This is a genomic window from Pseudomonas sp. 2835, assembly GCF_050435905.1.
GTDB lineage: Bacteria > Pseudomonadota > Gammaproteobacteria > Pseudomonadales > Pseudomonadaceae > Aquipseudomonas.
In genome coordinates this window covers 93,515-112,617 of sequence record NZ_JBNDLE010000015.1, presented here as the reverse complement: position 1 = coordinate 112,617, position 19,103 = coordinate 93,515, and the positions used below count along the sequence as shown (strand labels likewise).

General features: G+C 64.6%; 24 protein-coding genes. 15 read left to right on the top strand and 9 right to left on the bottom strand.

Annotation, left to right across the window (positions count from 1 at the left end):
- Positions 1-31 precede the first annotated feature (31 nt).
- The 5 genes from ligD to ABIE20_RS20250 are packed head-to-tail and all read left to right on the top strand — an operon-like array spanning position 32 to position 5,541.
- Positions 32-2,512: a DNA ligase D gene (gene ligD, locus ABIE20_RS20270; RefSeq protein ID WP_429506869.1), complete on the top strand. Its 2,481-nt coding sequence runs from the start codon at positions 32-34 to the stop codon at positions 2,510-2,512.
- A complete protein-coding gene (locus ABIE20_RS20265; protein WP_429506867.1) occupies positions 2,509-3,522 on the top strand; it encodes an acyl-CoA dehydrogenase in 1,014 nt (337 codons plus the stop codon). The genes ligD and ABIE20_RS20265 overlap by 4 nt, the downstream gene beginning before the upstream one ends.
- Complete coding sequence (locus ABIE20_RS20260) at positions 3,519-4,283, top strand: PIG-L deacetylase family protein (protein ID WP_429506866.1); 765 nt, start codon at positions 3,519-3,521, stop codon at positions 4,281-4,283. Before ABIE20_RS20265 ends, ABIE20_RS20260 begins: the two co-directional genes overlap by 4 nt.
- Entirely contained in the window at positions 4,280-4,879 is a 600-nt protein-coding gene (locus tag ABIE20_RS20255; RefSeq protein WP_429506864.1) for a class I SAM-dependent methyltransferase, read from the top strand. The genes ABIE20_RS20260 and ABIE20_RS20255 overlap by 4 nt, the downstream gene beginning before the upstream one ends.
- Positions 4,876-5,541, top strand: coding sequence for a glycosyltransferase (locus tag ABIE20_RS20250; protein WP_429506863.1), 666 nt, complete (start codon positions 4,876-4,878; stop codon positions 5,539-5,541). The genes ABIE20_RS20255 and ABIE20_RS20250 overlap by 4 nt, the downstream gene beginning before the upstream one ends.
- On the opposite strand, the gene ABIE20_RS20245 is transcribed toward ABIE20_RS20250, so the two are convergent.
- Positions 5,510-6,433: a LysR family transcriptional regulator gene (locus ABIE20_RS20245; RefSeq protein ID WP_429506862.1), complete on the bottom strand. Its 924-nt coding sequence runs from the start codon at positions 6,431-6,433 to the stop codon at positions 5,510-5,512. The genes ABIE20_RS20250 and ABIE20_RS20245 overlap by 32 nt on opposite strands.
- 113 nt (positions 6,434-6,546) lie before the next feature.
- On the opposite strand from ABIE20_RS20245, the gene ABIE20_RS20240 reads away from it, so the two are divergent.
- Positions 6,547-7,743 carry an MFS transporter gene (locus tag ABIE20_RS20240; RefSeq protein WP_429506860.1) on the top strand — a complete coding sequence of 399 codons (1,197 nt, stop codon included), beginning with the start codon at positions 6,547-6,549 and terminating at the stop codon, positions 7,741-7,743.
- A gap of 9 nt (positions 7,744-7,752) precedes the next feature.
- Positions 7,753-8,142: a nuclear transport factor 2 family protein gene (locus tag ABIE20_RS20235; RefSeq protein ID WP_429506859.1), complete on the top strand. Its 390-nt coding sequence runs from the start codon at positions 7,753-7,755 to the stop codon at positions 8,140-8,142.
- Here ABIE20_RS20235 and ABIE20_RS20230 read toward each other — a convergent pair whose 3' ends face one another.
- Entirely contained in the window at positions 8,143-9,006 is an 864-nt protein-coding gene (locus ABIE20_RS20230; protein WP_429506857.1) for a Ku protein, read from the bottom strand.
- An 80-nt stretch (positions 9,007-9,086) separates the two neighbouring features.
- Entirely contained in the window at positions 9,087-9,995 is a 909-nt protein-coding gene (locus ABIE20_RS20225) for an SDR family oxidoreductase (RefSeq protein ID WP_429506856.1), read from the bottom strand.
- A gap of 196 nt (positions 9,996-10,191) precedes the next feature.
- On the opposite strand from ABIE20_RS20225, the gene ABIE20_RS20220 reads away from it, so the two are divergent.
- From ABIE20_RS20220 to ABIE20_RS20210, 3 genes are all read left to right on the top strand, one after another.
- Positions 10,192-10,701, top strand: a complete 510-nt coding sequence (locus tag ABIE20_RS20220) for a DUF4142 domain-containing protein (RefSeq protein ID WP_429506854.1) — start codon at positions 10,192-10,194, stop codon at positions 10,699-10,701.
- A gap of 14 nt (positions 10,702-10,715) precedes the next feature.
- Complete coding sequence (locus ABIE20_RS20215) at positions 10,716-11,003, top strand: hypothetical protein (protein WP_429506852.1); 288 nt, start codon at positions 10,716-10,718, stop codon at positions 11,001-11,003.
- Positions 11,004-11,155: 152 nt separating this feature from the next.
- Positions 11,156-11,770, top strand: coding sequence for a Yip1 family protein (locus ABIE20_RS20210; protein ID WP_429506851.1), 615 nt, complete (start codon positions 11,156-11,158; stop codon positions 11,768-11,770).
- A gap of 20 nt (positions 11,771-11,790) precedes the next feature.
- Here ABIE20_RS20210 and ABIE20_RS20205 read toward each other — a convergent pair whose 3' ends face one another.
- Entirely contained in the window at positions 11,791-12,063 is a 273-nt protein-coding gene (locus ABIE20_RS20205; protein ID WP_429506849.1) for a DUF1652 domain-containing protein, read from the bottom strand.
- Positions 12,064-12,356: 293 nt separating this feature from the next.
- Here ABIE20_RS20205 and ABIE20_RS20200 point away from each other — a divergent pair, with 293 nt between their 5' ends.
- The 3 genes from ABIE20_RS20200 (at position 12,357) to ABIE20_RS20190 (ending at position 13,474) form a co-directional block, all read left to right on the top strand.
- Positions 12,357-12,536 carry a KGG domain-containing protein gene (locus ABIE20_RS20200; RefSeq protein WP_429506848.1) on the top strand — a complete coding sequence of 60 codons (180 nt, stop codon included), beginning with the start codon at positions 12,357-12,359 and terminating at the stop codon, positions 12,534-12,536.
- Positions 12,537-12,585: 49 nt separating this feature from the next.
- Positions 12,586-13,146 carry an ATP-dependent Clp protease proteolytic subunit gene (locus ABIE20_RS20195; RefSeq protein ID WP_429506847.1) on the top strand — a complete coding sequence of 187 codons (561 nt, stop codon included), beginning with the start codon at positions 12,586-12,588 and terminating at the stop codon, positions 13,144-13,146.
- A 100-nt stretch (positions 13,147-13,246) separates the two neighbouring features.
- Entirely contained in the window at positions 13,247-13,474 is a 228-nt protein-coding gene (locus ABIE20_RS20190) for a DUF6555 family protein (protein WP_429506845.1), read from the top strand.
- Position 13,475: 1 nt separating this feature from the next.
- Here ABIE20_RS20190 and ABIE20_RS20185 read toward each other — a convergent pair whose 3' ends face one another.
- Positions 13,476-14,393 (bottom strand): DNA-3-methyladenine glycosylase family protein, encoded by a 918-nt coding sequence (locus ABIE20_RS20185; RefSeq protein WP_429506844.1) that lies wholly within the window; start codon positions 14,391-14,393, stop codon positions 13,476-13,478.
- 100 nt (positions 14,394-14,493) lie between these two features.
- On the opposite strand from ABIE20_RS20185, the gene ABIE20_RS20180 reads away from it, so the two are divergent.
- Entirely contained in the window at positions 14,494-14,910 is a 417-nt protein-coding gene (locus ABIE20_RS20180; protein ID WP_429506843.1) for a low affinity iron permease family protein, read from the top strand.
- Positions 14,911-14,916: 6 nt separating this feature from the next.
- Here ABIE20_RS20180 and ycaC read toward each other — a convergent pair whose 3' ends face one another.
- The 3 genes from ycaC to ABIE20_RS20165 are packed head-to-tail and all read right to left on the bottom strand — an operon-like array spanning position 14,917 to position 17,200.
- Positions 14,917-15,543 carry an isochorismate family cysteine hydrolase YcaC gene (ycaC, locus tag ABIE20_RS20175; protein WP_429506842.1) on the bottom strand — a complete coding sequence of 209 codons (627 nt, stop codon included), beginning with the start codon at positions 15,541-15,543 and terminating at the stop codon, positions 14,917-14,919.
- Between the two features lie 51 nt (positions 15,544-15,594).
- Complete coding sequence (locus ABIE20_RS20170; RefSeq protein WP_429506841.1) at positions 15,595-16,281, bottom strand: hydrolase; 687 nt, start codon at positions 16,279-16,281, stop codon at positions 15,595-15,597.
- Positions 16,282-16,309: 28 nt separating this feature from the next.
- Positions 16,310-17,200, bottom strand: coding sequence for a pirin family protein (locus tag ABIE20_RS20165; RefSeq protein ID WP_429506840.1), 891 nt, complete (start codon positions 17,198-17,200; stop codon positions 16,310-16,312).
- A 96-nt stretch (positions 17,201-17,296) separates the two neighbouring features.
- Here ABIE20_RS20165 and ABIE20_RS20160 point away from each other — a divergent pair, with 96 nt between their 5' ends.
- Positions 17,297-18,205 (top strand): LysR family transcriptional regulator, encoded by a 909-nt coding sequence (locus tag ABIE20_RS20160; protein ID WP_429506898.1) that lies wholly within the window; start codon positions 17,297-17,299, stop codon positions 18,203-18,205.
- Between the two features lie 13 nt (positions 18,206-18,218).
- Here ABIE20_RS20160 and ABIE20_RS20155 read toward each other — a convergent pair whose 3' ends face one another.
- Entirely contained in the window at positions 18,219-19,094 is an 876-nt protein-coding gene (locus ABIE20_RS20155) for an alpha/beta fold hydrolase (RefSeq protein WP_429506838.1), read from the bottom strand.
- Between the last annotated feature and the right edge of the window lie 9 nt (positions 19,095-19,103).

The following is a 19,103-nucleotide window of genomic DNA, read 5'->3' as shown; positions in this document are numbered from 1 at the left end:
AGGACCCGCCCAAAAGCCGCAGGACACCGCCATGGCCAAGCCGTTGCAGGAGTACGCGCGCAAGCGCAATTTCGACGCCACCCCGGAGCCCGCAGGCCATCAGCGCAGCGGCAAAAAAGCCGCCCACGCCCTGCAGTACTGCATCCAGAAACACGACGCCAGCCACCTGCACTATGACTTTCGCCTGGAGCTGGACGGCACCCTGAAAAGCTGGGCCATCCCCAAGGGCCCGTCGCTTGACCCCAAGGTCCGGCGCCTGGCCGTGCACGTCGAAGACCACCCGCTGGACTACGCCAGTTTCGAAGGCAACATCCCCGAAGGCCATTACGGCGCCGGTGATGTGATCGTCTGGGACCGTGGCGTGTGGATCCCTGAAGAAGATCCGCACAAGGCCTATGCCAAGGGCAAGTTGCGCTTTCGCCTGCAGGGCGAAAAGCTCTCCGGCATCTGGAACCTGTTTCGCACCCACCTGGCCGGCAAGAAGGAGCAGTGGCTGCTGATCAAGTCCGACGATGCCCAGGCCCGCCCACAGGCCGACTACGACATTCTCGACGCCGAGCCAGACAGCGTGCTTAGCGAACGCACGCTGATTGCGCGCTCCCCCAAGGCCGCGAGCAAATCCACCAGCAAGGCCAAACCTGCGAGCAAGAGCGCACTGCGCGGCGCGAAAAAAGCCGCCCTGCCCGCCTCGCTCAAGCCGGAACTGGCCACCCTGGTAGAGACGCCGCCTGAAGGCGACTGGCGCTACGAAGTCAAATTCGACGGTTACCGCATCCTCGCCCGCATCGAAGGTGAGGATGTGCGCCTGTTCACCCGCAATGGCCATGACTGGACCGCCAAGCTGCCCCGGCAAGCCAAGGCCCTGGCGAAGCTCGGCCTGCACTCGGCCTGGCTCGATGGCGAGATGGTGGTGGCCAATGAGCACGGCGTGGCAGATTTTCAGGCCCTGCAGAATGCCTTCGACCAGGAACGCGACGAGCAGATCATCTATTACCTGTTCGATGTGCCCTACCTCAACGGCATGGACCTGCGCCAATGCCCGCTGGAGCAACGGCGTGCGGCGCTGGCGAAGGTGCTGGAAAAGGCCGATGAAAAGCGCCTGCGCTTTTCCGCCGACTTTGACCAGAGCGTCGAATCGCTGCTCGACAGCGCCTGCAAAATGCAGATGGAAGGCCTGATCGGCAAACGCCTGGGCAGCAGCTACCTGAACCGGCGCAGCAGCGACTGGATCAAGCTCAAGTGCAAGCAGCGCCAGGAATTCGTCATCGTCGGCTTTACCGACCCCAAGGGCTCGCGCGAGGCCTTCGGCGCGCTGTTGCTGGCCCTGCATGATGACAGCGGCGAGCTGCGCTATGCCGGCAAGGTCGGCACCGGGTTCAACAGCGCGACCCTGGCCCATATTCACCAACGCCTCAAACCCCTCGAAGTGGCCAGGCCGCAGTTTGCCAAGCCGCCCAGCGGCGCCGAGGCCAGGGGTGTGCACTGGCTCAAGCCAACACTGCTGGCCGAGGTCGCCTATGCGCAGATGACCCGCGACGGCGTGGTCCGCCATTCGGTGTTCCATGGCCTGCGCGACGACAAACCGGCCAAGGCCATTGGCCTGGAGCAACCCGTGAAAACCCCGGCGAGCAAAACGTCCAGCCTGCACCTGACCCACCCCGAACGCGTCATCGACGCCAGCACCGGCATCACCAAGCGCCAGGTCGCCGAATACTATGCCCAGGTCGCCGAGTGGATTCTGCCGCACCTCAAGCGCCGCCCGGTGGCGCTGGTACGAGCACCGGATGGCCTGGCCGGCGAGCTGTTCTTCCAGAAGAACGCCGCGCAATTGAACATCCCGGGCCTCGAGAGCCACGACAAGGCCGAAGCCGGCCAGGCGCTGATGATCATCGACCAGGCCCAGACCCTGCTCGGCGCCGTGCAGATGAACACCCTTGAGCTGCACACCTGGAATGCCACCGCCAAGGACTTCGACAAGCCCGACCGCTTGATCCTCGACCTCGACCCCGACCCGGCGCTGCCCTGGAAAGCCATGCTTGAGGCCACCCAGCTGACCCTGGCGCTGCTCGATGAGCTGGGCCTGCAGTCATTCCTCAAGACCAGCGGCGGCAAGGGCATGCACATTGTCGTGCCGCTGACCCGGCGCGCCGGCTGGGACGAGGTCAAGGACTTCAGCCAGGCCATGGTCCAGCACCTGGCCGGGCTGTTCCCCGAGCGCCTGTCAGCGGTGTCTGGGCCGAAGAACCGCGTCGGGCGGATCTTTATCGACTACCTGCGCAACGGTAAAGGCGCCACCACGGTTTGTGCCTATTCGATCCGCGCCCGCGAAGGGCTGGCGGTGTCGGTACCGATTCGCCGCGAGGAACTGACCGAGCTTAAAGGCGCGAACCAGTGGAATCTGCTCAACCTCGGCGAACGCCTGGCCGAGGGCGATGACCCCTGGGCCGATTATGGCCAGGTACGCCAGTCGATCAGCAAGGACCTGCGCCGGCGCCTGGGGGTTGAATCATGAGCGCCCAGGAGCTGCTGCAGGCCTTCGCCCGCCGCCCACAGGCGCTGAACCTCGACCGCCAGCTGCAACGCTGCCTTGAACAATGCCGCGAAACCGGCCTCGACCAACTGCCCCTGCCCGGCCATGGCCGCACCCTGCAGCGCTGGCAGGTACTGGCCGAGGTCGCCGGGGCCGATCTGGCCCTGGCCAAGCTGTTCGAGGGCCATACCGATGCCCTGGCGATCATCCATGAGTGCGGCGCCAGCCATCTGGACCCGGCAGGCAGTTGGGGCGTATGGGCAGCCGAGCCGCCGAATGCGCGGGTGCGCATTGTCCGCCGCAAGGGTAACGAAGTGCATCTGCAAGGCCGCAAGGCCTGGTGCTCCGGCGCCCTGCAGATCGACCGGGCGCTGCTCACCGCCTGGGACGAACAGGAGCGCCCGCAACTGGTGGCGGTGGCCTTGAATCAGCCGGCTTTGCGTATCTTCAACGACGGCTGGCAGGCAGTCGGCATGGCCATTACCGCCAGCGTCGATGTCGAGTTCAATGACTGCCCCGCGCAATTGGTCGGCAGTAGCGGCCAATACCTGTCGCGACCGGGCTTCTGGCATGGCGGCGGTGGCATCGCCGCCTGCTGGTACGGCGCGGCGCAGACCCTGGGCACGTTCCTCCTCGAACACTGCCGCAGCTGCGAAGAACCCCACGCCCAGGCGCACCTGGGCGCGGTGGACGCTGCGCTTGCCGGTGCCCGGGCGAGCCTGCACGAAACCGCGGCCTGGATCGACGGCCACCCTGGCAGCGATGCCGAGCTGAACGTCCGGCGCTTGCGTGCGCAGGTCGAAAGCGCCGCGCTGTGCGTGCTCGATCACGTTGGTCGGGCCCTGGGGGCGACGCCGTTCTGCCGCGACAGTCACTTTGCCCGGCTCAGCGCCGACCTGCCGGTGTTCCTGCGCCAGAGCCACGCCGAGCGCGACCTGGCCGAGCTGGGCCGGCAATTGAGTGCAACCCCTGAAGGAGGCTGGCGGCTATGACCCTGCAGCAATCGCAAAACCCGATCCAGGCGCCGGGCACTCCGCTGGCCCACTGGCAATCTTCGGCGATCCTGCAGTCAGTGCCGGCGATTACCCACGACCAGTTGCTGCCTGCCGGCAGCCGCCTGGTGGTCGTCGCACCTCACCCGGACGACGAGGTACTCGGCTGCGGCGGCATACTGGCCGGCATGCGCGGCCGTGAACAGGAGCTGCTGCTGGTCTCGGTCAGCGACGGCGAGGCCAGTCACCCTGATTCGCGCCACTGGACCAGCGAACGCCTGCGCCAGCAACGCCCCCGGGAAAGCGCCGATGCCCTGCGCCGCCTGGGCCTGGACCTGACCCGCCTGACCTGGCTGCGCCTGGGCCTGGCCGACCGCGCCGTGGCCAACCATGAACGCTGGCTGGCCGAACGCCTGGTGCAACTGCTGCGCGCCAGCGACCGGGTGCTGACCACCTGGCGCCTGGACGGCCATTGCGACCATGAGGCGGTAGGCCGCGCTTGCGCCCGGGCTTGCGAAACCGTCGGCGCACGCTTGATCGAAGTGCCGATCTGGGCCTGGCACTGGGCCCGCCCCAGCGATCCGCGGCTGCCCTGGCAGCGCGCCCACAAGCTGTTTCTAGACCGCGCGGTGCTGGCCCTCAAGCAACAGGCCATTGCCGCCCATACCAGCCAGTTGCTGGCCGACGAGCTGACCCCACCGGTACTCGACCGCGAAGCGTTGGCGCGGCTGCAGCAACCTTTCGAACTGGTGTTTACATGAGCGTCTCGCCGAGCTATTTCGAGCAACTGTTCGCGCACAGCGACGACCCCTGGGCCTTTCGCACCCGCTGGTACGAGAAGCGCAAACGCGAGCTGCTGCTGGCCAGCCTGCCGCGCCAATACTACGGCCGCGTATTCGAGCCGGCCTGCGCCAATGGTGAGCTCAGCGCCGCCCTCGCCGAGCGCTGCGAAAGCCTTTTGTGCCAGGACCTCAACGCCACCGCTGTGCAACTGGCCGCTGAACGCCTGCGACCGTGGCCCAACGCCGAGGTTACCCAAGGCTGCCTGCCCGGCGACTGGCCTGCCGGCGAGTTCGAGCTGATCGTGCTCAGCGAGATCGGCTACTACCTGGACTCCAGCCGCTGGCTGGAAGTGCTGGAGCGCGCCACGGCCAGCCTGACCTCTGACGGCGCCCTGCTGCTGTGCCATTGGCTGCACCCGATCGACGGCTGCCCGCAAACCGGCCACCAGGTCCATGAACGGGTCGCCGAGCGCTTGCCGCTCTACCGCAGCCTGCGTCACGAGGAGGCCGACTTCCTCCTTGAATACTGGTGCGTGCAACCCTGCGCCATCGACCTTGACGAGCCCTGCCTATGATTGCCGTGATTGTCCCCGCGCATAACGAAGAACTACTGCTCGGCCGCTGCCTGCGCGCCCTTGGCCGTGCCGCCCGGACGCTAACGGCGCTGGGCGAGGAGGTGCAGACAGTGGTGGTACTGGACGCCTGCCGCGATGCCAGCGAGGCCGTCGCCCGCGCCCATGGCGTGGAGCTGCTCAAGGTCCAGGCGCGCAATGTCGGCCAGGCGCGCCGCGCCGGTGCGGCGTTGATGCTCGAGCGTGGCGCACGCTGGCTGGCCTTCACCGATGCCGACAGCTGCGTCCCGGCTGACTGGTTGTTATGCCAGCTGGCCTTTGCCGCCGATGCGGTGTGCGGCACGGTGCACGTCGACACCTGGCAAGCCCACCAGGATGCGGCGCTGCGCGAACGCTACCTGGCCCATTACCAGGCCCGCGAAGGCCACCGGCATATCCACGGCGCCAACCTCGGCATCTGCGCCCGCGCCTACCAAAAGGTCGGGGGCTTCCAGCCACTGCCACTGCACGAGGATGTGCAATTGGTCAACGACCTGCAGCAAAGCGGCGCGCATATCGTCTGGACCGCGCGCAACAGTGTGTCCACCAGCAGCCGCCGGGACTGCCGGGTGCGTGGCGGCTTTGGTGACTTTCTCAATAACCTGAGTGATCCGGCCCGGGTGTAGCCAGCCAGGCCTTGATGAAGTCGAGCCAGGCCCGTACCTTGCGCGGTACATGGCGGCTGGACGGATACAGGGCATACACGCTCTGCGGCGCAAAACGATAGCCCGGCAGACCATCGAGCAACTGCCCGCTGGCCAGCTCATCCGCCACCAGCCAGTCCGGCAGCAGCGCCACGCCTGCGCCCTGCACGGCAAAAGCGCGCAGGATCGAAGCGTTGTCGGCCACCAGCATTGGCGTGCCCTGCGGCTCATACACCGCACTACGCGCCTTGTTGTCGACCAGCGTCCAGCGGTTGTTCTGCTCGAAGCGGCTGTGCACCAATTGCGCCAGCTCAGCCAGGCGCGCAGGTGAGTTGATCAACTGCGCGCCGTGGGCAGCCAGCAAGCTGGGCGCCAGTACCAGGCGCACCTGGTAGCTCGCCAGGCATACGCCACGGTAATCGGAGTCGTGTGCCTGGCCCAGGCGAATGGCAACATCGAAGCGCTCGCGCACCAGGTCGACCTGGGCCGTGTGGGTTTCCAGACGCACGCTCAGCGCTGGATGCAAACGGCAGAACGCCTGCAGTGCCGGGGCGAGCACCTTGAGCCCGTATTCAACCGTGGTGGTAATTCGCAGGCTGCCCTGCAGGCCGGCGTGCTCGGCGCGCGCTTCATCGATGGCGATGCGGGCCTCCTCAACTACCTGCAGGCAACGCTGGTAAAAGCGCTCGCCGGCATCGGTGAGGGCGATGCGGCGAGTGGTGCGGGTCAGCAGGGTCACGCCCAGTTCAGCTTCCAGTTGCTTGATGCTAAAGCTGACCGCAGCGCGGGTTTGTTGCAAGCGCTCGGCGGCGCCGGTGAAGGAGCCGGCCTGCACCACGGCGCAAAACAGTTCGAAACGGTCGAGGCTGACCATGCGGTGCAATCACCATTGTCAAAATAATTCGACCAATCTGCCGATTCTTCGCACCTTATTCAAGCACCAATAAGCTTCTAGACTGCGCCTTTCTCCAGCCCATCGAAGCACTCATGCCCTATCGCACGAAAGTCACCCTGGTCTACCTGCTGGGTTTCACCCTCGACCTGCTCAACATGTTCGCCCTCAACGCCGCCTACCCGGCACTGGGCCAGGAACTGCACGCTTCGGTGGCGCAACTGAGCTGGACCAGCAACCTGTACATGCTTGGCCTGACCCTGGTGATCCCGCTGGGCACCTGGCTGGCCACACGGATCGGCGAGCGGCAGACGCTGCTGTTGTCGCTGGCACTGTTCGGCCTGGGCTCGGCGCTGGCGGGCAGCGCCGGCTCGATCGACAGCCTGCTCGCCTGGCGCCTGCTGCAAGGCCTGGGTGGCGGCCTGTTGATTCCGGTGGGCCAGGCCATGGCCTATCGGTTGTATGCGCCCGAGCAGCGCCACCACCTGACCTCGCTAGTGATGATGGTCGCCCTGCTGGTCCCGGCGTTGTCGCCGGCACTGGGCGGCCTGGTGGTCGATCAGGGCTCGTGGCGCTGGATCTTCTTTGCCATGCTGCCGCTGACCTTGATCACCGGCGCCCTGGTGCTGGCCTGGCTGCCGGCAAACCAGCCGTTGCCTGCGCCCCAGCCGATGCTCGACCTGCGCCTGCTCGGCCAACCGCTGCTGCGCACGGCGATGCTGATCTACCTGTGCGTGCCAGGGGTGTTCATCGGCGCCAACCTGGTGGCCGCCTTGTACCTGCAACAGCGCCTTGGGCTCAGCGCCACGGCCACCGGCGCCCTGATGCTGCCCTGGTCAGTGGGCGCCCTGACGGCGATCGCCTGGGTGCGCTGGCGCTTCAACCTGAGCGGCCCCAGGCGCCTGCTGATCGCCGGGATGCTGACCCAGTGCGCCGCCCTGCTGTGGCTGGCCCTGCCCTCGCTTGCCGGGCATCACGCCTGGCTGGCGCTGATTTTCGCCCTGCTTGGCCTGGGCAGCAGCCTGTGCAGCAGCAGCGCGCAAAGCCTGGCGTTCCTGGCCATCGCACCGGCACACATGGGCCAGGCCAGCGCTTTGTGGAACCTCAACCGCCAGCTGAGCTTCTGCCTCGGCGTCGCCGTGCTCGGCGCCGTGCTTAACCAGTTGCTGCCCGGTGACCAGGCGTTCCGGCACACCTTCATCCTCGCCGCGCTGCTGACGCTGGTACCACTACCACTGGTGTTCAAACTGCCCGGGGCTCGCGCCCTGGCGCTTACCACCACTACTACTTGAGATTTGCCCATGACCCATCCCGCTTTCAAGGAAGTTCTCGACGCCCACGTGGCCATCGAACATTGGCTGTCCGGCGCAGCCCACGCCACAGAGCTGGACGCATTGATGGCGCGCTTCAGCACGCAGTTCTCGATGATCAACCTGCCCGGCCAGGTCGTCGGTTACCAGGGCTTGCAGCAGCTGTTCGAAGGCGCCCACGGCCAGCGCGCCGGGCTGCAAATCAGCATCGATGAGCTGCAAGTGATTGCCGAAGGGCCGAGCCTTAGCGTGGTCAGTTATCGCGAATGGCAGGTCGATAACGCCGGCAATCGCTCGGTGCGCCGCTCGACCGCGGTGTTCGAGCGCAACGATGGCGCCCTGCGTTGGCGCCATCTGCATGAAACCACCGTAACTGGCTGATCAGGCCTTCTTGCGCGGCTTGCTGCTGCCGGCGGGCTTCTTCGCCGCCGGCGCGGCTTTCTTCGCCGCCGGTTTGCGCCCGCCCAGGCTGCGTTTGAGCAGCTCGGTAAGGTCGATGATATCGGCGCTTTTCTGTTCGCCTTCGCCCTCCAGCGGCTCGACCGTGGCGATCTTTCCCTGGCTGGCCTTCTCTTCGACCAGGCTCATGATGGTGTCCTTGAAGTCGTTGCGGTATTGCTCGGGCGTCCAGTGCCCACTCATGTCCTCGACCAGGCGCTTGGCCATTTGCAGCTCGCGCTTGTCAATGCTCGAATCGCGTACGCTGGCGTCCAGTTCCAGGCTGTCGAGGCCGCGCACTTCCTCCGGCCAGCGCAGGGTGATCATGACCATGGCGTCTTCCAGCGGGCGCAGCAACGCCAGGTGCTGCTGGGTGTGCAGCACCACCTTGGCCAGGGCCACCTTGCCGGTGCTCTCAAGGGTTTCGCGCAGCAAGGCATAGACCTTGCCGCCACGCCGGTCGGGGCTCAGGTAGTACGGGGTGTCGAACTGCTGCAAGGGGATTTCATCACTGTCGACGAACGAGAAGATGTCGATGGTCTGGGTCGCCTCGGGGCGGGCCTTGCGGATCTCCTCCTCGCTGATGACCACGTACTGGCCCTTCTGGTATTGCACACCCTTGACGATGTGCTCGCGGGCTATCTCCTTGCCGGTGACCTTGTTCACCCGCTTGTAGCCCACCGGCTCCATGCTGCGCTCATCGAGCCAGTCGAAATCGACCCGGTCGCTGCTGATCGCGGTACTCAAGGACACCGGGATGTGCACCAGGCCGAAGCTGATGGCACCTTTCCAGATGGCTCTGGCCATGACGTTCTCCCACAGGCAATTGAAAGGCCCTTTGTCAGTCTGACTGCGCCGGGCCGTGAAAGGTTTGCCGCCAGCGACGATCAGGGCAGCGGATTGCCGCCGGTCACCCCGAACACTTCACCGGTGATGTAGCTCGATTCCTGGCTGGCCAGCAGCACATACAGCGGCGCGCATTCAGCCGGCTGGCCAGGGCGTTTCATCGGCGTGTGGCCACCAAAGTGCGGGATCTTCTCGTCGGGCTGGCCGCCGCTGGGTTGCAGCACGGTCCAGATCGGCCCCGGGGCCACGGCATTGACCCGTATACCGCGCTCGATCACCTGCTTGGCCAGGGCCTTGGTGAAGGCGACGATGCCGGCCTTGGTGGTGGCGTAGTCAAGCAAGGTGGCGGACGGATCGTAGGACTGGATCGACGCGGTGTTGATGATGGTCGCCCCGGCCGGCATCAGCGGCACCGCCGCCTGGCACAGCCAGAACAGCGCGTAGAGATTGGTCTTCATGGTCGCGTCGAACTGCTCGCTGCTGATCTGCCCGACGTCCTTGCGCGCCACCTGCTTGCCGGCGACGTTGACCAGGATATCCAGGCCGCCCAGTTGCTCGTGGGCCTGGTCGACCAGCTCGCGGCAGAAGGCTTCGTCCTTGAGGTCGCCGGGCAAGGCAATGGCCCGGCGGCCTTCGGCTTCGATCAGCTTGATCACCTCGCGGGCATCGGGCTGCTCGATCGGCAGGTAGTTGAGGACGATATCGGCGCCCTCACGGGCAAAGGCAATGGCCACGGCGCGGCCGATGCCGGAGTCGGCGCCGGTGACCAGGGCCTTGCGACCCTTGAGCCGGCCAAAGCCCTGGTAACTCTGCTCGCCATGATCGGGCTTGGGCTTCATCGCCTGGTCCAGGCCCGGTGCGGCTTGCGACTGGGCCGGGAACGGCGGTTGCGGGTACTGGGTCAACGGGTTTTGCATCTGGTACTGATTGCGGGTCTTGTCGCTACACATGACGGGGCTCCCAAAGCAAACCAGCGCCACGGCGGCGCTGCTTCTCATTGGAAGGGGGCTGACGGGCAAGGTTTGCTTGAACTCAGGCAAGCGCCGACCAGCGGTGCGTAACGGTAATCGACCTGAACTCTGCGGCTTGGCGCCTTTCGTAAAACTAACAGCCGTCTATTTGTTCACCCCCACGGAGGTACCGCTCATGAGCCCTTTCCTGCGCCCCACCCGCCTCGCCTTGGGCCTGTGCGCCCTGCTCAGCGTCGGCGCCCAGGCTGCCAGCAACAATGCTTTTGTCGACGAAGCCATCAGTGCCGGCATGGCAGAAATCCAGACCAGCCAGCTGGCCCTGGAAAAAACCCGGTCGGCCGAGGTAAAGGCGTTTGCCCAGCAGATGATCAAGGATCACACTAAAGCCAATCAGCACCTGCTTGATCTGGCCAGACAACATGACTTCAGCGTCCCGGACGACGCTGCCCTGACCAGCAAGGCGCGCAAAATGATGCTGCAGGTGCAGGACGGCGCGTCGTTCGATGCGGCCTATGCCACCCATCAGGTCGATGCCCATGAACAGGCGGTGCGCCTGTTCGATGAAGAGAGCCGGTCGACATCCGACCCTGACGATCTGCGGACCTTTGCCAAGACCACACTGCCGACCCTCAAGCACCACCTGGAAATGGCCAAGCAACTGCAGAACGCGCACCGCAACAACTGAAGGAGGCCCCTGGTATGAGAAAGGTCAGCCCGGCCTGCCCGACCAGCCTGCAGATCGACTTCGTCCAGGACACGCTGTTTGGCCCGGTGGCCCACAGCGCCGAATGTGAAGTGCAACTGGCGCCACTGAACATCAATGGCCTGCCGGGCCTGCGCCTGCAGGTGCGTGCGCCGGTACCGGCGAAGCTCGAGCGTTCGCACAGCGTGGCGTTTGTCTGGGAGGGGCGCACCTATCGCGGGATCGTCCAGTATCACCGACGCTGTGATGACGGTGGCTTGCAGTTGCAGCTGGAGTTGCAGTAGCCGCTCGATCGCTGGCAAGACCGGCCCCCACGACAGCGGTGTATACACCGGATCTTGGGCTGGGTGGTTCAAAATAAATGAAACCCCGTCGCCGGCCAGACCTCCATAGAACAGGGAGAGGTGTTTTAAACCCTGCTTACCCGGAGGTCACCATGAGTACCCATCTGGTCCAACTCTTCACCCACCCCGATGACGCCTGGATGGAAATCCGCCAGGAAGAAGAACTGCACCCGCGCCACTACCTGCCGCACCTGCTGCTGATGGCGCTGATTCCCGCCCTGTGCCTGTTCATGGGTACTACCAGTATTGGCTGGAGCCTGGCCGGCACCGAGCAGGTTCGTCTGAGCGTGGCCAGCGCCGCCGAGCTTGGGGTGCTGCTGTATGCCGCCTGCGTGGTCGGGGTGATGATCATGGGCGGGTTCATTCGCTGGATGTCGCGCACCTTTGATGCCCGCCCCAGCCTGAACCAGTGCATCGGCTTTGCCGCCTACACCGCCACGCCGTACTTCGTCGCCGGTGTCGCCGGGCTCTACCCCGGACGCTGGCTGGCGTTGATCGTGCTCGGTGCGGCGTCGGCCTATGCGACCTTCCTGCTGTACGTCGGCCTGCCGACCTTCCTGCGCCTGCGCAAGGAAGACGGCCTGCTGTATTCGACCAGTGTCTGGGCGGTGGGGCTGCTGGTGCTGGTGACCATCCTGGTATCGATGATCCTGTTCTGGTTCAACGTCCTGAGCCCCGAATACCTGCGCCCGGCCAGCCTCGGCTGAGCGCAGGCAGTCGGCGTGGTTCAGGCAAGCGCCTGGGGCTTGAACGGAATCTGGCTACGCCCCAGGCGCTGCTCTTCTCGAACCTGGGCCACCAGGGCGGCAAGCTGTTGGCAGGTGGTCAGGCTGTGCACCTTGATGCCGGTGACCGTCAGGCAGTCGCCCAGGTTATCGGCCTGCCCCAGTTGAATGGTCAGGTGCTCGCCATCAGTACATGACACCACACTGTGTTCAGGCAGCAATGCCTGTTCGATCATATGGCACAACTCAAGCGTAGAAACTCCAATCAGTGACATGCTGCGATCCTCGTGTCGGAGGGCCCGACTACTCAGTTACTACCCCGTCGGCCCTTAATGCCAATTGAAATCGCTGATGCCGCGCCGTATCCCCCATGCAGGGCAGCAATGATCTTTCGGAAGAGCCGCTCGCGGCTCGCCAAGTTCAAAGCATTCGCGGCTGTCGCGGATGAACGGCGACCTCGGACCGTTCGTCCCGCAGCGGCGAAATATTTCAAACTTTGCCGGCGCCGACCGCCTCCCAACCTGTGTAAGGCAAACGCCTTGCGAACATTCACAAGAGGAAGAGAATCATGGCTAGCAAAGACACTTCGAATCCCGGGAATTTCGCGAACGACCGGCAAAAAGCGTCTGAAGCCGGGAAAAAGGGTGGCCAGGCTTCCGGTGGCAACCAAAAGCCAAGTGACCAGACCCGCAAGCCTGACATGGGCAAAGACCAGACCCGCAAACCAAGTGGTGGCGGCCGTAGCTGACGGACGAAAGACCGGCGCACATGATGTGCGTCGGTCCCGAGGCACTGCAATGAGCCAACAGGTGATTCACTTTCATTGCCAGATCGACCAGGACACCACCGAGCGTTTTCGCGACCGGTGCCTGCAGGCCATCGATGACGGCGCGACCTCCTTGTTGCTGTTTTTGTCGACCACCGGCGGCAGCACCAACTTCGGCTTCTCGCTGTACAGCTTTCTCAAGTCTTTGCCGGTGCCCTTGTGCGCGGTCAATGCCGGCAACATCGAATCGATGGGCATCATCATGTACCTGGCCGCCGCCGAGCGCGTCGCCGCCCCGCATTCGCGTTTTCTCATCCACCCCATGACCTGGCACTTCAGCCAGAGCGCGGTGGACCATTCGCGCCTGCGTGAGTACCTGTCGAGCTTGAACAACGACCTGGAACGCTACGTGCGCATTTTCGAGCTGGAAACTGCCCAGGCCGAGCGCAAGCTGGACATTTTTCATTGCCTGTCGACCGAAGAAAAAGTCATCCCCGCCTACGATTCGCTGGCCTGCGGCATCGCCCATCGCCTGGAGCAGGTGGTGTTCGAAAAGGACGCCCGGCACCTGACCATCAGCGGCGCCCACTGACAAGCAGAAATCCGATGGAATTTTTCCGCAGGCGCAGCACTCACTAGAGGCATTGAAGGGATTTTCTTGGTCACTGCTCTGTAAGGATCTTTCCAGACCCATGAACAACGCAAAACTGTTCGTCATCGACTACCAGCTTCACGGCGATCACAAGTCCTTCATCATCCGCGCCGAGACGATGGACAACGCCGAAGCCTGGCACTGGGCAAGTTGCGACGCCGGTATCGGTCGCATAGGCCGGTACGGCCGCGAGAAAGTAAAAAAAGTCAGCAAGCCTTTGGCCGAGCGCTATGGCATCACCGATGTGAAGTGGCGCCAGTCCAGCTAATTCAGCTCAATGATGTCCACAGGTGCTGGGCGGCATAGGCGCGCCATGGGCTCCAGGCCTGGGCGCGCTGCGCCAGTTGCGCCTCGGGGCCTTCGAGCAGGCGCAAGGCCTTGACCAGCGCCACGTCTCCCAGCGGCAAGGCATCGGCCGCGCCCATCTGGCGCAGCGCCAGGTAGTGGGCGCTCCACGGGCCGATGCCGCGCAGGCGGCACAGGCGCTCGATCCAGGCGTGCAGGTCGCGCTCAGGTCGCAGCAACTGCGGATCATCGAGCAGTGCCCGGGCCAGACCCGATAAAGTCGCCGCCCGCGAGCGCGGCATGCCCAGGCCACTGAGGTCGGCATCGACAATGGCCTGGGCAACAGGAAACACATGGGTCAGGCCCGACGCCGCCTGCAGCGGGGCGGCCAGTGCCTGGCCGTAGCCTGCGACCAGGCGCCCGGCCAGGGTGATGGCACCGGCGACGCTGATCTGCTGGCCAAGCACGGTGCGCATCGACTGCTCGAACGCGTCCCAGCCGCGCGGTACGCGCAGCCCAGGTCGAGTGTCGATGAGCCTGGCCATCAGCGCATCACTGCGCAGCTGCTGTTCAATCCGTTGCAAGTCGGCATCCAGGTCAAACACCCTGCGCACCCTGGCCAGCACACCCGCCAACGCCTGGGGGGCAACACCCTGAACCGTGACCTTGAGCCGATGCCCGCGGGCCTGGCGTACCCGGACGACACCCTGATGACCGCGCAGAACAACGCTGCGCACGTAGGCGTCGGCCTCGACCTTCTCGACCCCGGCAATCGCCCGCGCAGCCAGAAACCCCAGCAGCGCAGGCCAGTGCAACGGGGGCTGATAGTGCAGCCAGAAGTGAACGACCGGGCCAGGAAGCAGCGAGCGCTTATGGCCACGCAAGGTGGAGGCGGATTTCATCGCCTGATCATCACCTGCCGAGGTACTGCCACGCCAGATGTTTCAAAGAATTTCAGCGCAGGGCGGCGGTCTACCGCTTACCCCTTTGCTGGAGTTCATCATGAAATTCGAACGCTTCGCCCAAAGCCTGGCCAAACGCGCCGGCAGCTCGCACACCTTCATGCTCGCGCTGCTGTTGATCGTGCTGTGGGCAGCCAGTGGTCCCTGGTTCGATTACAACGACACCTGGCAGCTGGTGATCAACACCTCGACCACCATCATCACCTTCCTGATGGTCTTTGTGATCCAGAACACCCAGAACCGCGACAATGATGTGCTGCACCTGAAAGTCGACGAGCTGCTGCGTGCAACCAAGGCCGCGCACAAGGCCATGCTCAACCTTGACGACCTCGATGCCCGCCAGCTCAAGAGCCTGCTGCAGGAATACAAGGACATTGCCGCCGATGGCGACGATGCCCAGGAGGATGTCGATACGACGACGGCCGGGCAACGCGAGCGCCCGGCCGCCGATCAGTAAGCGGCGTTACTTGCCGTTGGTGAGGGTGTTGTAGCTGGTCATCAGGTTGCGGTAATCGGGGATGTGATTGGAGAACAAGGTGCCCAGGCCTTCGACGTCGTTGCGCCAGTCGCGGTGCAGCTCGCAGGCCAGGCCGAACCAGGTCATCAGCTGGGCGCCGGCTTGCGACATGCGGTTCCAGGCCGAGTCGCGGGTCAGCTCGTTGAAGGTGCCGGAGGCATCGGTGACCACGAACACCTCAAAACCTTCTTCCAGGGCCGACAGCGCCGGGAAGGCCACGCACACTTCGGTCACCACGCCGGCAATGATCAGTTGCTTCTTGCCAGTAGCCTTGACCGCCTTGACGAAATCTTCGTTGTCCCAGGCGTTGATCTGCCCCGGGCGGGCAATGTACGGCGCCTCGGGGAATTGCGCCTTGAGCTCGGGCACCAGCGGGCCGTTGGGGCCGGTTTCGAAGCTGGTGGTAAGGATGGTCGGCAGCTTGAAGTACTTGGCCAGGTCGCCGACGGCCAGCACGTTGTTCTTGAAACGGTCCGGGTCGATGTCTCGGACCAGCGACAGCAGGCCGGTCTGGTGGTCGACCAGCAGGACGGCAGCGTTGTTCTTGTCCAGACGGACGTAGGGCTTGGTCATGGTCTTACTCCTTGCGTTGAGACGCCGGTGCCGGGCACCGGACATGAGGGATCAGCGTTGGGAATCGAGCTGTTCGTTGTCGCGGGCTACCTGTTGCGCCTTGAGGTAGCTTTCAATCAGCAGCTGGTAATGCGGGAACACCGAACTGTAGGCCTCGGCCCATTGCTGGGCGTCTTCGCGGTTCCAGCTGCGCTGGACTTCCGAGCACACCGCAGCGGTGTCCATCGGTACTACGCCGGCCTGCATTACCCGCGCCAAGGTGATTTCCTGGGCCATCTTTGAATAGGTACCGCTGGCATCGATCACGGCAAACACCTGATAGCCTTCGGCAACTGCGCTGATACTCGGGAAGGCCATGCACACACTGGTGATGGTGCCGGCGATGATCAGTTGCTGCCTGCCGGTAGCCTTCACCGCCTCGACAAACTCGGGATTGTCCCAGGCGTTGATTTCACCTTTACGGGCGATGTAGCGGGCATGCGGCGCGGCTTCGTGAATTTCCGGAATCAGCGGGCCGTTGGGGCCTTGTGGCACGGAAGCGGTAGTGATTACCGGGATCTTGGCCAGGCTGGCGATCTTGGCCAGGGTGATGGCGTTGGCCCGCAGCTCGGTCATGGGCATGTCCTTGACCGTCTGGAACAGGCCACTCTGATGATCGATCAGCAGCATCGCGACATTTTCAGGGTCGATCCGCGGCACCTGGCCGTTGAAGTTGGCAACGTTGGCAAAGGCAGTCATGGCATATTCTCCTTCAGGGGTTATGAGACTAGTTGTGGTGGCGCGGACCAGCCTGCCCGCTCATCTGGCCGAAGCGCCCGGCGCGAAAATCGTCAAACGCCTGGGCAATTTCGGCATCGCTGTTCATCACGAACGGGCCGTAGCCAACGATCGGCTCATCCAGCGGCTCGCCACTGAGCAGCAGTACCGACGCATCGCCTTGCGCTTCTAGCAGCAGCTCGTCGCCAGCGCGGTCGAACAGCACCAATTGCGCGGCGCCCACCTGCCGCTCGCCGTTGACCAGCAACTGGCCGCGCAACACCACCAACGCGGTGCTGCGCCCGGCGGCGCTGGGCAGGCGCACGGGCGCACCGGCCTTGAGCTGCAGGTCCCAGACATCCATGGCCGAGAAAGTCTGCGCCGGGCCCTGGTGGCCGCGAAACGCGCCGGCAATCACCCGCAGGCTGCCGGCGCCGTTACCCAGCGGCACCAGCGGGATGTCACTGCTGAGCAGGGTCTGGTAACCGGCCGGCGCCGATTTGTCCTTGGCCGGCAGGTTGACCCACAGCTGGACCATCTCCAGGGTGCCGCCCTTGGCGGCAAACGCCGGCGAGTGGAACTCTTCATGGAGAATGCCGCCGGCGGCGGTCATCCACTGCACATCGCCCGGGCCGATCAGGCCGCCGGCGCCCGTGGAGTCGCGGTGCTCCAGCTCGCCCTGGTAGACGATGGTCACGGTTTCGAAACCGCGATGGGGATGTTGGCCGACCCCGCGACGTGCCGTGGTCGGGGTGAAGTCGTGGGGGCCGGCGTAGTCCAGCAGCAGGAACGGGCTGATGTGCTGGGCCAGGTTGTCGTAGGTAAACAGGCTACGGACCGGAAAGCCATCACCTACCCAATGGGGGTTCGGACTGCTGTAGACGCCTTGGATCTTTTTCATCAGATGCCTCCTCTCGTGCATGGCTATAACCATACGAGCGCAACGACATCGGCGCTAGATCAGTTAAACTGCCTTCAGCGTTCCATTTGGAGAACACTGGTGGAAGACCTCAACGACCTTTACTACTTTGCCCAGGTAGTCGATCACGGCGGCTTTGCACCGGCCGGCCGTGCCCTGGACATGCCCAAGTCCAAGCTCAGCCGGCGTATTGCCGGCCTGGAAGAACGCCTGGGCGTGCGCCTGATTCAGCGCTCGACCCGGCATTTTTCGGTGACCGAAATCGGCCAGGCCTACTACCGCCATTGCGTGGCCATGCTGGTGGAGGCCGAAGGCGCCGCCGAACTGATCGAGCGCAACCGCGCCGAACCACAGGGCATCGTGCGCCTGAGTTGCCCGACGGCGCTGCTGGATTTCTGGGTGGGGGCCATGCTGACCCGCTTCATGGTCCAGTGCCCGCTGGTGCAGTTGCATATCGAAAGCACCAACCGTCAGGTCGACCTGATCCAGGAAGGCATCGACATTGCCCTGCGCGTGCGCGTGCCGCCTTTGGACAGCAGTGACCTGGTGATGAAGGTACTGGCACGCAGCAGCCAGTATCTGGTGGCAGCGCCCTCGTTGCTGGAGCGCTTGGCGCCGCGCCCGGTACCCGCCGACCTGAGCGCCCTGCCCAGCCTGCACTGGGGCTACCCGCAACGCGATTACCACTGGCATCTGCTCGGCCCGGACGGCGCCCGCGCCAGCCTGCGGCACAACCCGCGGCTGGTGACCGATGACCTGGTGGTACTGCGTCAGGCGGCGGTGGCGGGTGTCGGCGTGGTGCATCTGCCGCTGGTGGTGATCCGCGAGGAGCTCGACGCCGGGCGGCTGGTGCAAGCCACGCCGAACTGGGCACCGGAGTGCGGCGTGGTGCACGCGGTGTTCGCTTCGCGGCGCGGCTTGCTGCCGTCGGTGCGCAGCCTGCTGGACTTTCTCGCGGCAGAGTTCGAGGCCAGTGATATCGCCTGAACCTGAGGCTGGATTACTGCTCCAGCAAGAACGCCACAACCTGCTCACTGCACGCCGCTGGATCTTCCTGCATAAAGCAGTGCCCGCCCGGCACCTGCGTTGCAGTGACCTGACGATTACCCTGGGCCCAGCGCTGAACCGATTGCGGCACGAAGGGATAAGTGCTTTCGCCGTACAGCACCAGGCTGGGTGTACTTACCTGGGCCAGCGACGCCCACATGCGCCGGGGGAAGGAGCTGAAGATTTCCACTTCACGGCTGGGCCGGCACTTGAGCACTACGCCTTCGCCGCAATCGCCAATGGCGTGTTCGATGTAGGACTGAAAAGCCGGTTCGCTCCAGCCCTTGAAAATCCCCCGCCCCTCCAGCGACGCCCGAGCCGCGCTACGATCAGGCCAGTGACTGCGGCGGGTGGCGGCCCTGACTGCCAAGGCATGAAAACGGTTCAGGCGGACCAAAGTCGCTGCGCCCATGATGCCCATCATCAAACGAGTGAACAGCACCGGGTCGAGCAGCACCGCGCGCTGGAACAGCTGTGGCTGCTGCGCCAGCATCAGGCCTGTGAGCACCCCGCCAAAACTGTGGCCGACGGCAAAGCGCGGCACTTCGCCGTACTCGCCACGACCGCCTTCAAAAGCCTCGATGGCAAGCTCGGCCGTGCGGTTCCAGCCGGCGAACGGGCCGCCATGGTCGCTGTCGCCATGGCCCTGGACATCGCACAGCCACAGGTCGAACTGTTCGGCCAGGCGCGCCAGCAGTGGCTGGTAGGCCAGGCAGCAAAAGCCGTTGCCGTGCAGGAAATGCAGCAGCGGCTTGCCACTGGCTGGAGAGCGCCAGCCGCGCAGGGTGAAGCCAGCACTTGTGTCATGGGACCAGGGAATCAACTGCATGTGCCAGCG